Origin of the sequence: Azonexus sp. IMCC34839 (genome assembly GCF_047047955.1) — a bacterium.
GTDB lineage: Bacteria > Pseudomonadota > Gammaproteobacteria > Burkholderiales > Rhodocyclaceae > Azonexus.
Genome location: NZ_CP150631.1, coordinates 2,713,107 through 2,727,505 on the forward strand (window position 1 = coordinate 2,713,107; position 14,399 = coordinate 2,727,505).

A 14,399-nucleotide genomic window follows, 5' to 3' on the forward strand; every position below is an offset into this window, starting at 1 on the left:
GTTCTGGCACGGAGATTGTATGAAGATGATAAAAATTTTCATACCCGTGCCATGGAAACGCTACCGAACGACTGGCTGTCCCTGCTGATCCTGACCTTCGTGCTGGGCATGAAGCACGGCTTCGACGCCGATCATCTGGCGACAATCGACGGCCTGACGCGTTTCAACGCCCGCGCTCGACCGGGCATGGCGCGTTATTGCGGCACGCTGTTTTCCCTGGGGCACGGCGCCGTGGTTATGGCCATTGCGCTGGGCGTTTCTGCCCTGGCCGGCCAGTGGGAGGTGCCGGAATGGTTCGGCACGTTGGGCGCGCTGATTTCCATCGCCTTTCTGGTTGCCTTGGGTAGCCTGAATCTGGCCGCCGTATTGCGTGCCGAACCACACGAAGTCGTTCAGCCAATCGGGGTCAAGGGCCGCTTGCTCGGCGGTTTGCGTCAGGTGTCGCATCCGGCGCTGGTGGCGCTGGTCGGCGCATTGTTCGCCCTTTCCTTCGATACGCTGTCGCAAGCGGCTTTCTTTGCGCTGACTGCCACCCAGTTTGGCGGTTGGGAGCATGCCCTGCTGCTGGCGACGCTGTTCATGGCCGGCATGTTGCTGACCGACGGCATCAATGGCTTGTGGATCGCCCGCCTGATCGCGCGGGCCGATCAGGTCGCGCTGATCGCGTCGCGCGTCATGGGCTTGGTGGTGTCGGGCATCAGCTTGCTGGTTGCCGCCTTCGGCGCGGCCAAGCTGCTGTCGCCGGCCATCGATGCGTGGAGCGAGGGCAAGGAGTTGGTCTTTGGCTTTAGCTTGGTGGCAATCATCGCCTTGAGTTTTATCTGGGCGCTTCGCCTGACTCGGCGGCCAGTGGGGATCTGAGGCATGGCGAAAGGCGAGGAGCCGGGCAACCGGCTTTTTTTGAGCATCGTGGTAAGACGAAAACTACTTTGTTCATATCTGCTGCTCGCCTTTGGTGCTGTGCAGGCGCATGAATCTACCGAACTGTCGGCCGTTGAAGTGCGGGCGCGGGCCGAGAATATGGAAGGTATTGCCGCCTCGGGCAGCGAAGGCATCGTTTCCAGCCAGCGTCTGGCCGCTGTGCCGATGTTGCGTCCGGGCGAAGCGCTGGAAATGGTGCCGGGCCTGATCGTTACGCAGCATGCCGGCGACGGCAAGGCCAACCAGTATTTCCTGCGCGGCTTCAACCTCGATCACGGTACCGATTTCGCCACCTACGTCGGCGGCGTGCCGGTCAACATGCCGACGCATGCGCATGGTCAGGGCTACACCGATCTGAATTTCCTGATTCCGGAACTGGTCGAACGCATCGCCTATCGCAAAGGACCGTACTTTCCCGAGGAAGGCGATTTTTCCTCGGCCGGGGCGGCGCATTTCGATTATTTTCGGACGATGGACAGCAACCTGGCGCAAATGACCTTGGGTCAGAACGGGTACGCCCGCACTTTGCTCGCCGGTTCGCCGGCGGTGGGAGACGGGCATCTGCTCTATGGCCTGGAACTATTTCATAACGACGGGCCCTGGCAAATCGATGAGCACTACAAGAAACTGAACGGCTTGCTGCGCTACAGCCGCGGTGAGCGCAACAACGGCTGGTCGCTGACCGGTATGGCCTATCAGGGTAAATGGACCTCGACCGATCAGCTGGCGCAGCGGGCGATCGACAGCGGCCTGGCTGACCGTTATGGCAACCTCGATGCGAGCACCGGCGGCAAGACGTATCGCTACAGCCTGTCCGGTGAGTGGGCCAAGCGCTGGGATGGAGCGCAGAGCCGGGCCAACGTCTGGTTGCTCGAATCCGGCCTTGATCTGTGGTCGAACTTCACTTACTGCACCCATGGCTGCCCCGATGGCGATCAGTTCAAGCAGGCCGAGCGTCGTGTGGCCGGGGGCTTCAATGCCTCGCACGAAATTTATAGTAAATGGGGCGGCCTCGATGTGGTCAATGCCTTTGGTCTGCAAACCCGTGTAGACCGCCTGCGACCGGTCGGTCTGTATTCGACCAAGGACAGGGAAACGCTGGCGACGGTGCGCGAGGATCGCGTGACGCAGCGCAGCGTCGGTCTCTGGGGCCAGAACGAACTGCGCTGGACCGACTGGTTCCGTTCCATCCAGGGCTTGCGGGCCGATGCCTACGACTTTGCGGTCGATAGCAGCCTGTCGGCCAATTCCGGTCAGGCCAGCGACCACATGGTGACGCCGAAGCTGTCGCTCATTTTCGGGCCGTGGCGCAGCACCGAGTTGTATTTCAATTACGGTCACGGCTTCCACTCCAACGATGCACGCGGGGCGACGATCAGCGTCGATCCGGCGAGCGGCGATCCGCTGGCGCGGGTCAAGCCGTTGGTGCGCACGCGTGGCATGGAGATCGGGTTGCGCACGGAAATCGCCAAAAAATGGCAGTCCACCGCAGCGTTGTGGCAATTGGAGACCGCTTCCGAACTGTTGTTCGTCGGCGATGCCGGAACGACCGAAGCTTCGCGGCCATCCCGCCGCTACGGTGTCGAGTGGAGCAACCTCTATACACCGACAGACTGGCTGGCCTTCGACGTCGATCTGAATTGGTCGCAGGTGCGATTCCGCGATTCGGCGCCAGAAGGCGACCATATTCCGGGGGCGGTGACAACGACGGCCAATGTCGGGATGACGGTCGATCACATCGGGCCATGGTTTGGCGCAGTGCGCTGGCGCTATTTCGGGCCGCGTCCGCTGGTCGAGGACAATTCGGTGCGTTCCAAGGCGTCGTCGCTGACCAATCTGCGTATCGGCTATCGCCATACGCCGAAGTTGTCGCTGGCGCTCGACGTCTACAACTTGTTCGACAGCAAGATGAACGACATCGAGTATTGGTACGAATCCCGTCTGCCGGGAGAGGGGGCGAACGTCGCCGATCGTCATCTGCACCCGACCGAACCCCGCAGTTTGCGGCTGACGCTGACTTATCGTTACTGAATGAGGTTGAACGCGCCAGTGTCCGATTCCAGGGGGCAATCGGACACTGCCGAGGTGCACTGCCTGAAATCGGCAAAAACCGGTCCTCTCCTCGGGGCGCAAACACTGGGCGTCAGTTCGACGCCGTGCACCGCGCCTTGGGGGCTGCGGATTGTACGTAGATGCTTCTATAATTCATAATTACGCTTCCAGGCCCTGTGGACTTAGAGTAATCTACGGGGTTTTCCCCAATAGCGAGAACCGAGGAGATTCCGTGGAAAAGGATTTGCGCGAAGCCGCGCTCGAATACCATCGCTGGCCCACGCCGGGCAAGATTGCTGTTCGCCCGACCAAGGGCCTGACCAACCAGCGCGATCTGGCGCTGGCCTATTCGCCGGGCGTCGCCGCGGCTTGTGATGCGATCGTCGAGGACGAAGCAACGGCTGCGCTCTACACCTCGCGCGCCAACCTGGTCGGCGTCGTCACCAACGGTACCGCAGTACTCGGTCTGGGCAATATCGGCCCGCTGGCCGCCAAGCCGGTCATGGAAGGCAAAGGCTGCCTGTTCAAGAAATTCGCCGGAATTGACGTCTTCGACATCGAACTGGCCGAGAACGACCCCGATAAGCTGATCGACATGGTTGCCGCGCTCGAGCCGACGCTCGGCGGTATCAACCTCGAAGACATCAAGGCGCCGGAGTGCTTCTACATCGAGCAGAAGCTCAAAGAGCGCATGAACATCCCGGTCTTCCACGATGACCAGCACGGCACCGCGATCATTTCCGCTGCCGCCATGCTGAACGGCCTGAAGGTCGTTAACAAGAAGATCGACGAAATCAAGGTCGTCTGCTCGGGCGCCGGCGCTGCCGCCATTTCCTGTCTGAACCTGTGGTGCGATCTCGGCGTCAAGCGCGAAAACATCACCGTTTGCGACTCCAAGGGCGTTATCTACATCGGTCGCCCCGGCGGCATGGATGAAACCAAGGCCCGCTACGCCCAGGAAACCGACAAGCGCACCCTGGCCGATGCCATGGTCGGTGCCGATGTCTTCCTCGGTCTGTCGACCGCCGGTGTGGTCAAGCAGGAGATGGTCAAGACTATGGCTGCCCAGCCGATGATCTTCGCGCTGGCCAACCCGACCCCGGAAATCATGCCGGAACTGGTCAAAGAAGTCTGTCCGGAGGCGATCATCGCGACCGGCCGTTCTGACTATGTGAACCAGGTCAACAACGTTCTGTGCTTCCCGTTCATCTTCCGCGGTGCGCTCGACGTCGGCGCCACCCGCATCACCGAAGAAATGAAGATGGCCTCCGTACGTGCCATCGCCGAGTTGGCCGAAGCCGAAGTCACCGACGAAGTGGCCATGGCTTACCCCGGTGCCAATCTCTCCTTTGGCCCGGAATACCTGATTCCGAAGCCTTTCGACCCGCGCCTGATCGTCAAGATCGCGCCGGCCGTGGCGCAAGCCGCCATGGATTCCGGTGTCGCCACCCGTCCGATCACCGACTGGGCGGCCTACCGCGCCAAGCTGTCCGAGTTTGTCTATCACACCGGCGTCGGTATGCGCGCCATCTTCCAGGCAGCACGCCAGGCCAAGGGCAAGCGCATCATCTTCGCGGAAGGTGAAGAAGAGCGCGTGTTGCGTGCCGTTCAGGTCGTGATCGAAGAAAAATTCGCCCGTCCGATCCTGATCGGCCGTCCGGATATCATCGAACACCGCCTGGAAAAGGCCAAGCTGCGCATCAAGCCGGGCGTCGATTTCGACATCGTCAACCCCGAGCAGGACGAGCGCTACCGTGAATGCTGGCAGGCCTATCACAAGCTGATGGTCCGCCGTGGCGTGACCCCGGCCATCGCCAAGGAAAGCATGCGTCGCAAGCCGACGGTGATCGCCGCCATGCTGCTCAAACTGGGCTACGCAGACGGCATGATCTGCGGTACGACCGGCCAGTACAGCCACCACCTGGGCGTCATCCAGAACATCATCGGCAAGCGCCACGGCGTCAATACGCTGGCCGCCATGAACTATCTGATGCTGCCGGGTCGTTCGCTGTTCATCTGCGACACGCATGTGAACGAAAACCCGAATGCCCAGGAAATCGCCGAGATGACCCTGATGGCGGCCGAGCAGGTCAAGCGCTTCGGTTTGCAGCCGAAGGTGGCGCTGCTGTCGCACTCCAACTTTGGTTCGAGCAGCTCGGAATCGGCCCGCAAGATGGGCGTGGCTGCCGGCCTGATCGGTGCCATGTCGGCCGGCGAGCTGGAAGTGGACGGCGAAATGCATGGCGACTCCGCGCTGAGCGAAGAGCTGCGCCGCGAAGCCAACCCGGATACGCCGCTCAATGGCGAAGCCAACCTGCTGGTCATGCCGAACATCGACGCCGCCAACATCAGCTACAACCTGCTGAAGATGACCGGCGGCGAAGGCGTCACCATCGGCCCCATCCTGCTCGGCGTCGATCGTCCGGTGCACGTGCTGACCTCGACCGCCACCGTGCGTCGCCTGGTCAACATGACCGCGCTGGCTGTGGTCGAATCGATGGAGCGTTGATCGCCCGGGCGTCAGCCCAAACAAAAACCGGCTTGGCCTTGCGGCTAGCCGGTTTTTTTACGCCATGGTTTTTGGCCATTTCGGGCAGTGCACCGTAGCAGTCGGCTGCGGCGTATGAACTACTGCGCCAAGGCTGCCAGCAACTTGCCGTGGATGCCGCCGAAGCCGCCGTTGCTCATCACCAGGATGTGGTCGCCGGATTTGGCTTCGGCGACGATGCGTTGCACCAGGCGGTCAAGATCGTCCTCCACGGTGGCCTTGTCGCCCATCGGCGCCAGGGCTTCCCGGGCATCCCAGCCCAGATTGGCGGCGTAGCAGAAGGCGAGGTCGGTCTCGCGCAGGCTATCCGGTAGCTGGCTTTTCATGGTGCCGAGCTTCATGGTATTGGAGCGCGGCTCCAGCACGGCGAGGATGCGGGCCTTGCCGATCTTGCGGCGCAGCCCCGCCACCGTGGTGGCAATGGCGGTAGGGTGGTGGGCGAAATCGTCGTACACCGTGACCCCACGGACTTCGCCGCGAACTTCCATGCGCCGCTTGACGTTGACGAAGCGGGAAAGGGCTTCCAGGCCCTTGTCGAAAGGCACGCCGACATGGCGGGCAGCGAGCAGGGCGGCGCAAGCGTTGGCGCGGTTGTGGTCGCCGGTCAGCGCCCAGGCGGTGCGGCCAATTTCACCTTGCGGCCCCAAGAGAATCAGTTCGCCGCTGGCGTCGTCGCCCGTCGTGCGATAACCCGTTGCATCGTTGAAGCGCTCGACCGGCGTCCAGCAGCCACGTAGCAGCACACGCTCCAGGCTGGCTTCGGCAGCATTGGAGACGACCAGGCCATTACGCGGCAGGGTGCGTACGAGGTGATGGAATTGCGTTTCGATGGCGGTGAGGTCGGCGAAGATGTCGGCGTGATCGAATTCGAGATTGTTCAAAACGACGGTGCGCGGATGGTAATGGACGAACTTGGAACGCTTGTCGCAGAAGGCGGTGTCGTATTCGTCGGCTTCGATGACGAAGAACGGGGTGTCGCCGAGACGTGCCGAGACGCCAAAATTCAGCGGCACACCGCCAATCAGGAAGCCCGGCGCCATATTGGCGTCTTCGAGTATCCAGGCCAGCATCGAACTGGTCGTCGTCTTGCCGTGCGTGCCGGCCACGCCAAGCACCCAGCGGCCCTGCAGCACATGCTCGGCCAGCCATTGCGGACCGGAGACATAGGGCAGGCCACGGTCGAGAATCTCTTCGAGCAGCGGATTGCCGCGCGAAATGGCGTTGCCGATGACGTAGATGTCGGGATTCAGCTGTAGTTGATCGACGCCGAAGCCCTCGATCAACTCGATGCCGGCGCCGCGCAGTTGGTCACTCATCGGCGGATAGACGTTGGCGTCGCAGCCGGTCACCTTGTGGCCTGCGGCGACGGCGAGTTGGGCGATGCCGCCCATGAAGGTGCCGCAGATACCGAGAATATGAATGTGCATGTCACAGAGAACCGTTAGAATGGGGGCGATTTTACCCTGATCGAGACGCCATGCCCCGCCCAGACAGGTTACGCCCGAGCGCCAGCGTGCGGGCCAGCATCGCCAGCGCCGCCGCCCGGCTGATGGCAGAGGACGGAATCACTGACTACCACCTGGCCAAAAAGAAGGCCGCGCGCCAATTGGGCCTGCCGGAGCACACCGCTTTTCCCGATAACGCCGAGGTCGAGGCTGAGTTACGCGCCTATCGCAGCCTGTATCAGGGCGAGGATCACGAGGAAATGCTGGCAGCCCTGCGCCAGACGGCACTCGAGGTCATGGAACTGCTGGCGCCGTTCAATCCCTATTTGACCGGTTCGGTGCTGGATGGCACGGCCGGCGAGCATTCGACCATCGATATCCTGCTATTTGCCGACAGCGCCAAAGAGGTCGAGATCTTCCTGCTAAATCGCGGGATCGACGTGGAACATGTAGAGCCGAGAAATGAGCGGGTCGAGGCGGTTTTGGTCATGGAAACCGACACGGCGGACGCCAATCTGGTGATCATGCCGCCGCATCTCGAGCGTGTGGCGCTGAAATACCGCGACGGACGTCCGCGCGAACGCGTTCGCGCCGAGGCGCTACAGGCCTTACTTTCGGAGTAAGGCTGGACAAGTTGCTGCGAATTGCGGCAAACTTGCAGCTATGACGAAGCGAAAAACAGCTTCCAAGCCGGTCGATAAAGCCCGTTTCCTGGTGATTCACGGGCCGAATCTGAACCTGCTTGGCACCCGCGAGCCGGAACACTATGGCAGCGTGACCCTGTCCGACATCAACATGGCGCTGGCCCGCATGGCCGAGAGCGCCGGTGTCGACCTGGAAACCTTCCAGAGCAACCACGAGGGTGCCCTGATCGAGCGCATTCATGCCGCTCGCGAACAGGGTGTGCGTGCCATCATCATCAATCCGGCGGCCTACACGCATACCAGCGTGGCCTTGCGCGATGCGCTGGCCGGGGTGGCGATTCCCTTCGTCGAAGTGCATTTGTCGAACGTGCATGCCCGTGAGGCTTTCCGGCATCACTCTTATTTCTCCGACCTGGCCATCGGCGTCATCTGCGGCCTGGGTCATCAGGGCTATCTGCTTGCCCTGGAGTACCTGCTTAACCAGCTTAATATCGACTAGTCCGACTACGGTCGGCTTCCCGGTGCCCTGCGGGGCGCCCATTAGATTTGGAAGGAGTATCCATGGACCTGCGTAAACTCAAGAAACTGATCGATCTCGTTCAGGAATCCGGTATCTCGGAACTGGAAGTGACCGAAGGCGAAGAGAAGGTGCGCATCGCCAAGCATGTCGGCGGCGTGATGGCCCCGATGCAGCAGTACGCCATGCCGGCTGCCATGCCGATGGCGGGCGGCGCTCCGGCCGCAGCTTCGTCGGTCGATCTGGACGACGAAGACGACCTGCCGGCCGGTCACGTGGTCAAGGCACCGATGGTCGGTACCTTCTATCGCGCTCCGTCGCCGGGTGCCGAGGCATTCGTGCAGATCGGCAGCACCGTCAAGAAGGGCGATACGCTGTGCATCATCGAAGCCATGAAGCTCCTGAACGAAATCGAATCCGACGCCGATGGCGTGGTCAAGGCGATCCTGCTGGAAAATGGCGAACCGGTCGAGTTCGGCGAGCCGCTGTTCGTGATCGGCTGAGTTTCCCGTCATGTTTGAAAAAGTTCTCATCGCCAATCGCGGCGAAATCGCCCTGCGCGTGCAGCGTGCCTGCCGCGAACTGGGCATCAAGACCGTGGTCGTGCACTCCGAGGCCGACCGCGATGCCAAATACGTCAAGCTGGCTGACGAGTCGGTCTGTATCGGCCCGGCATCTTCGGCACTGAGCTACCTGAACGTGCCGGCCATCATTTCGGCTGCCGAAGTGACCGATGCCCAGGCCATTCACCCGGGCTACGGCTTCCTGTCCGAAAACGCGGACTTCGCCGAGCGCGTCGAGTCGTCCGGCTTCGTCTTCATCGGACCGCGCGCCGATACCATCCGCCTGATGGGCGACAAGGTGTCGGCCAAGGATGCGATGAAGGCCGCCGGCGTACCCTGCGTGCCAGGCTCAGATGGTGCTCTGCCGGAAGACGACCCCAAGGAAATCGTCAAGATTGCCCGTGCCATCGGCTATCCGGTGATCATCAAGGCAGCGGGCGGCGGCGGTGGTCGCGGCATGCGCGTCGTGCATACCGAGGCTGCGCTGGTGAACGCCGTGCAGATGACCCGCCAGGAAGCGCAGACCGCTTTCGGCAATCCCACGGTGTACATGGAAAAATTCCTGGAAAACCCGCGTCACGTGGAAATCCAGGTGCTGGCCGACCAGCACGGTAACGCCATTTACCTCGGCGAGCGCGACTGCTCGATGCAGCGTCGTCACCAGAAGGTGATCGAGGAAGCGCCGGCACCGCACATTCCGGCCCGCCTGATCAGCCGTATCGGCGAGCGTTGTGCCGATGCCTGCCGCAAGATCGGCTACCGCGGTGCGGGTACTTTCGAGTTCCTGTACGAGAACGGCGAGTTCTACTTCATCGAGATGAATACCCGCGTGCAGGTCGAGCATCCGGTAACCGAGTTGATTACTGGTGTCGATATCGTGCAGGAGCAGATTCGCGTCGCTTTCGGCGAGAAGCTGCGCTATCGCCAGAAGGACATCGTGTTCCGCGGTCATTCCATCGAATGCCGCATCAACGCCGAAGATCCCTTCACGTTCGTGCCATCTCCCGGCAAGATCGAGTTCTATCACCCGCCCGGCGGCCCCGGTATCCGTGTCGATTCGCACATCTACCAGGGTTACACCGTGCCGCCGCATTACGACTCGATGGTCGCCAAGGTCATCGCCTACGGCGATACCCGCGAGCAGGCCATTCGCCGCATGCGCATCGCCTTGTCCGAAATGACCGTGCAGGGCATCAAGACCAACATCCCGCTGCACCAGGAGTTGATGCAGGATGCACGCTTCGTCGAGGGCGGCACCAGCATTCACTATCTGGAGCACAAGCTGGCGGCGAAGAACGAGGTCAAGCAGTAAGCATGACTTGGCAGAACGTCTGTTTCCTGTCCGATGCCGGGCACGCTGAGGAATTCTGCGATGCCCTGCTCGAAGCTGGTGCACTGTCGGCCAGCATCGAGGATGCCGATGCCGGTACGCCGGACGAGCAGCCGCAATTCGGCGAACCCGGCCTGGAAACCAAACCGGCCTGGGAGCATTCGCGCATCGTCGCCATGTTCGAGCCGGATGCCGACGTTGCCGCCATGTTGGCCGAAGTTGCCAGCCAAATCGGCCTCGATGCCGCGCCGGAGTTCACCGTCGAGCCGCTCGAAGAGCAGAACTGGGTGCAGCTGACCCAGTCGCAATTCGACCCGATCCGCGTGTCCGGTCGCTTGTGGATCGTGCCGTCCTGGCATGAAACCCCCGATCCGGCGGCGATCAACCTGATTCTCGATCCCGGCATGGCGTTCGGTACCGGCTCGCATCCGACGACCCGTCTCTGCCTGGAATGGCTGGAAAAGACGGTGACACCGGGCGTCAGCCTGCTCGATTACGGCTGCGGTTCGGGCATTCTGGCTATTGCCGGTGCCAAGCTGGGCGCGGCACGGGTGGCTGGTGTGGATATCGACCCGCAAGCGGTCGTCGCGGCGCAGGCCAATGCCGAACGTAACGGCGTGGTCGCCCAATTTGCCGATTCGGCCGAACCGGTAGCCGGCGAATACGATCTGGTGGTTGCCAACATTCTGTCGAACCCGTTGCGCGTGCTGGCGCCGGCGATCTGCGCCCATGTTCGCTCGGGTGGCCGTTTGGCCCTCTCTGGCATCCTGCGCGAGCAGGCCGACGAAATCATCGCTATCTATCGTCAATGGCTGCCGCTGCAGGTGGCCGACGTGCGCGAGGACTGGGTATGTCTGAGCGGAGTCAAGCCCTGATGCGTACGCGTTGCCCGGCTTGTGGCACGATTTTCCGTGTCACTTCCGGGCAGTTGCGTTTAAAGGCCGGCAAGGTCCGTTGTGGCCAGTGCCAGCAGGTGTTCAATGCCTTCGATCACTTAATGAGCGATGCTGGCGCCGACTCGCCAGAAACCGTCCAGGATGCTCAGTTTGTCCAGCAGGCATCGGAGCCGCACGTCCAAATAGCGCCAACGCCGGTGATCGAGCCTGCGCCCGCTCATCCTTCGCTCGATGCTGATGCGACGATTGTCGCTCAGGCCCTCGAGGACGCACTGGATACGGTCGTTCCCATGCCGTCGATAACTGAAGCGCCTGTTGAGGCTGAAATCGAGGCGGTAGAAATGCCAGAGGCACCGACTGCTGCGGTGCACGAGGAAAAAACGGCAAATTTCGACGAGACCTTGTTGGCCATACCGCCGCAGGAAGTCGAAGAAATCACGCTGCCGCCGGCCGAGCCCTTCGAGGAGGCCGTCGAGGAAACACCCGAAGTGAGTACCCAGGCCGCCCGCGAAGCTGGCCTGGTGTCTGTACGCGAACTGAACGATCCTGCGGCCTACAACCGCTGGGCAGCCGGTGCCTTGGCATCGGATGGTACGGGCGGCTTTGTGGAAGAGTCCGCCAAGCGTCCGACCTGGTTGTATGTCCTGTTCGCCCTGCTGCTCGTGCTGGGCCTGGTCGTACAACTGCTCTATCACTACCGCACTCAGGTGGTTTTGCGTATGCCGGCGATGGCCGCGCTGTACGAGATGGCGGATATCGAGATTCCCTTGCCGCGCGAGGCCGACCTCGTCGTCATCGAGAGTTCCGACCTGCAGTACGACGATGGGCGCAACCTGTTCGTGCTGCAGGCCACACTGCGCAACCGGGCGCGTTATGCCCAGGCCTGGCCCACGCTGGAACTGACGCTCACCGATACCAACGACAATGTCGTCGCCCGTCGCGTCATGTATGCCGCCCACTACCTGCCGCCGGGTACGGCACAGGATTTCTTCCCGGCCAACGGCGAGGTCGCGGTCCGCTTGTGGATCGACGCCAAGGACCTCGGCGCCGTCGGCTACCGACTTTACATTTTCTATCCCTGATTCGACATGACGACACTCATCTGCGGCTCCCTGGCCTTCGACAACATCATGGTCTTTCCGGACCGCTTCAAGAACCACATCCTGCCGGAACAGATCCACATCCTGAACGTTGCCTTCCTGGTGCCGGAAATGCGCCGCGAATTCGGCGGCTGTGCCGGGAACATCGCCTACAACCTGATGCTGCTCGGCGGTGAGCCGGCCATCATGGCCACCGTCGGCGACGATGCCGTGCCGTATCTGGATCGCCTCGACAAGCTCGGGCTGTCGCGCAAGCATGTGCGCCAGGTGCCGGGCAGCTTCACCGCGCAGGCCTTCATCACCACCGATCTCGACGACAACCAGATCACCGCCTTCCATCCGGGGGCAATGAGCTTCTCGCACCTGAACAAGGTCGAACAGGCCGGCGCCAAGCTCGGCATCGTCGCGCCGGATGGCCGCGAAGGCATGCAGCAGCACGCGCGCGATTTCGCCGCGGCGGGCGTGCCCTTCATCTTCGATCCGGGCCAGGGTATGCCGATGTTCAACGGCGACGAACTGCTCGACTTCATGGAGCTGGCCGACTACGCCTGCTTCAACGATTACGAAGCCAAGCTGCTGTGCGACCGCACCGGGCGCTCGCTGGAACAACTGGCGGGTCTGGTCAAGGCGCTGATCGTTACGCGCGGCGGCGAGGGGTCGGAAATCTATGCCGACGGCCAGAAGCACAGCATTCCCTGCGTCGAAGCAGATGCCATCGTCGATCCGACCGGCTGTGGCGACGCATACCGTTCCGGCCTGCTCTACGGCATTGCCAATGGCTACGATTGGCCGACTACCGGCCGCCTGGCAGCGGTCATGGGTTCGATCAAGATTGCCCATCGCGGCGGCCAGAACCACCAGCCGAGCCGCGAGGAAATCGGTGAGCGCTACCGCAAGGCATTCGGCTCGCTGCCCTGGTAATTGAAATCTCCTTGTAATCCTGGGGCAAAGCGTATGTAACACGCCTGCCCCAGACTCGTTCCCCATGAACACATGGAGAACGATATGGAAATCCTGAACAAGGCGGTCGCACAAGGGCGGCCGGAGAAAAAGCGCCTGACAGTCGGCTTCGCCAAGACCCAGGCCGACATCCTCGAAGCGCAGCGCCTGCGTTACCGCGTTTTTGCCGGCGAGATGGGGGCGAACCTGCCCAGTCGTACGCCGGGCGTCGATCACGACATCTACGACCCGTTCTGCGAACATCTGGTGGTGCGCGATGCCAACAGCGGCGAAATCGTCGGCACCTACCGTATCCTGTCGCCGGAAAATGCTCGCCAGATCGGCTATTACTCCGAAAACGAATTCGATCTGACCCGCCTGCAGCACCTCCGCACACGTCTGGTCGAAATCGGCCGCTCGTGCGTGCATCCGGATTACCGCACCGGTGCGACCATCTCGCTGCTGTGGTCGGGCTTGGCCCAATTCATGACTGAACGTGGTTACGACTACCTGATGGGCTGTGCCTCGATCAGCATGGCCGACGGCGGCCACGCCGCGGCCAGTCTGTATAATCGACTCGCTGCCGACCATCTGGGGCCGCAGGAGTATCGCGTCTTTCCGCGCTGCCCGCTGCCGCTGGCGGCCTTGCAGCAGGATCGTCCGGCCGAAGTGCCGCCGCTGATCAAGGGTTACCTGCGCGCCGGGGCATGGATCTGCGGTGAACCGGCCTGGGATCCCGATTTCAACACCGCCGACCTGCCCATCCTGATGCCGATGGCCAAGGTCAGCGGCCGCTACGCCAAGCATTATCTGGGGCAAGCAGACTGAGTACGACCCATCCGGCGCTCCGCGCCTTTCGTTATTTCCGGATGGCCCTGCTGATTCTTAGCGGGGCCATTGTCGCGTTGACCGTCTTCCGCATCTGCGGCGACCGTCGTCGTCTGCTGCTCAAGCAAACCTGGTCGCTGGCCTTGCTCGATGCGCTTGGCGTCGAGGTAGAAGCCGATCTAAGCCACGTCGTTCCCGGCGCCCTGCTGATCGCCAACCACATCTCGTGGATCGACATCTTCGTTATCAACGCTGCCCTGCCATCGGCCTTCGTTTCCAAAGAAGAGGTTCGGCACTGGCCGGTGATCGGCTGGCTGGCGGCCAAGAACGACACGGTGTTCCTGCGCCGCGGCAGCCGCGGGCACGCTCGCATCATCAACGAACAGGTAGCGAATATCCTCGATCAGGGTAAATACGTGGCGGTATTTCCCGAAGGAACGACGACCGACGGGCGCAGCCTGCTGCATTTTCACGCGGCGCTGATACAGCCGGCGCTGGCTGCCGGGCGGCCGGTATTACCGGCAGCGATTTCGTATTGGGAGCTGGACGGTGCCCGCAGCCTCGCACCGCGCTACGACGGCGATATTTCCTTGGGTGTATGCACTTCGGCCATCGT

At 62.0% G+C, this 14,399-nt stretch carries 12 protein-coding genes and 1 pseudogene; 12 read left to right on the top strand and 1 reads right to left on the bottom strand.

The annotated features are described in order from the left end of the window. Positions 1-51: 51 nt before the first annotated feature. The 3 genes from WIF35_RS13220 (at position 52) to WIF35_RS13230 (ending at position 5,482) form a co-directional block, all read left to right on the top strand. Positions 52-861 carry a nickel transporter gene (locus WIF35_RS13220; RefSeq protein ID WP_412478685.1) on the top strand — a complete coding sequence of 270 codons (810 nt, stop codon included), beginning with the start codon at positions 52-54 and terminating at the stop codon, positions 859-861. 3 nt (positions 862-864) lie between these two features. After that, entirely contained in the window at positions 865-2,952 is a 2,088-nt protein-coding gene (locus WIF35_RS13225) for a TonB-dependent receptor (RefSeq protein ID WP_412478686.1), read from the top strand. Between the two features lie 253 nt (positions 2,953-3,205). Continuing rightward, positions 3,206-5,482: an NADP-dependent malic enzyme gene (locus WIF35_RS13230; RefSeq protein WP_412478687.1), complete on the top strand. Its 2,277-nt coding sequence runs from the start codon at positions 3,206-3,208 to the stop codon at positions 5,480-5,482. A 119-nt stretch (positions 5,483-5,601) separates the two neighbouring features. On the opposite strand, the gene mpl is transcribed toward WIF35_RS13230, so the two are convergent. After that, positions 5,602-6,948: a UDP-N-acetylmuramate:L-alanyl-gamma-D-glutamyl-meso-diaminopimelate ligase gene (gene mpl, locus WIF35_RS13235; protein WP_412478688.1), complete on the bottom strand. Its 1,347-nt coding sequence runs from the start codon at positions 6,946-6,948 to the stop codon at positions 5,602-5,604. Between the two features lie 50 nt (positions 6,949-6,998). Here mpl and WIF35_RS13240 point away from each other — a divergent pair, with 50 nt between their 5' ends. From WIF35_RS13240 to WIF35_RS13280, 9 genes and pseudogenes are all read left to right on the top strand, one after another. Then, complete coding sequence (locus WIF35_RS13240) at positions 6,999-7,589, top strand: hypothetical protein (RefSeq protein WP_412478689.1); 591 nt, start codon at positions 6,999-7,001, stop codon at positions 7,587-7,589. Between the two features lie 40 nt (positions 7,590-7,629). Next, positions 7,630-8,109 (top strand): type II 3-dehydroquinate dehydratase, encoded by a 480-nt coding sequence (aroQ, locus tag WIF35_RS13245; RefSeq protein ID WP_412478690.1) that lies wholly within the window; start codon positions 7,630-7,632, stop codon positions 8,107-8,109. A 62-nt stretch (positions 8,110-8,171) separates the two neighbouring features. Beyond that, entirely contained in the window at positions 8,172-8,630 is a 459-nt protein-coding gene (accB, locus tag WIF35_RS13250; RefSeq protein WP_412478691.1) for an acetyl-CoA carboxylase biotin carboxyl carrier protein, read from the top strand. Positions 8,631-8,640: 10 nt separating this feature from the next. After that, the gene (gene accC / locus WIF35_RS13255; protein WP_412478692.1) at positions 8,641-10,002 is read left to right on the top strand and encodes an acetyl-CoA carboxylase biotin carboxylase subunit; all 1,362 of its coding nucleotides are present in this window, start codon (positions 8,641-8,643) and stop codon (positions 10,000-10,002) included. 2 nt (positions 10,003-10,004) lie between these two features. Beyond that, positions 10,005-10,895 (top strand): 50S ribosomal protein L11 methyltransferase, encoded by an 891-nt coding sequence (gene prmA, locus WIF35_RS13260; protein ID WP_412478693.1) that lies wholly within the window; start codon positions 10,005-10,007, stop codon positions 10,893-10,895. Continuing rightward, complete coding sequence (locus tag WIF35_RS13265) at positions 10,871-11,998, top strand: DUF3426 domain-containing protein (RefSeq protein ID WP_412478694.1); 1,128 nt, start codon at positions 10,871-10,873, stop codon at positions 11,996-11,998. The genes prmA and WIF35_RS13265 overlap by 25 nt, the downstream gene beginning before the upstream one ends. A gap of 6 nt (positions 11,999-12,004) precedes the next feature. Further along, the gene (locus tag WIF35_RS13270) at positions 12,005-12,937 is read left to right on the top strand and encodes a carbohydrate kinase family protein (protein WP_412478695.1); all 933 of its coding nucleotides are present in this window, start codon (positions 12,005-12,007) and stop codon (positions 12,935-12,937) included. Between the two features lie 84 nt (positions 12,938-13,021). Beyond that, the gene (locus tag WIF35_RS13275; RefSeq protein WP_412478696.1) at positions 13,022-13,783 is read left to right on the top strand and encodes a GNAT family N-acetyltransferase; all 762 of its coding nucleotides are present in this window, start codon (positions 13,022-13,024) and stop codon (positions 13,781-13,783) included. A 41-nt stretch (positions 13,784-13,824) separates the two neighbouring features. Beyond that, a pseudogene (locus WIF35_RS13280) lies at positions 13,825-14,256 on the top strand (lysophospholipid acyltransferase family protein); the annotation flags it as partial. Positions 14,257-14,399: the final 143 nt, after the last annotated feature.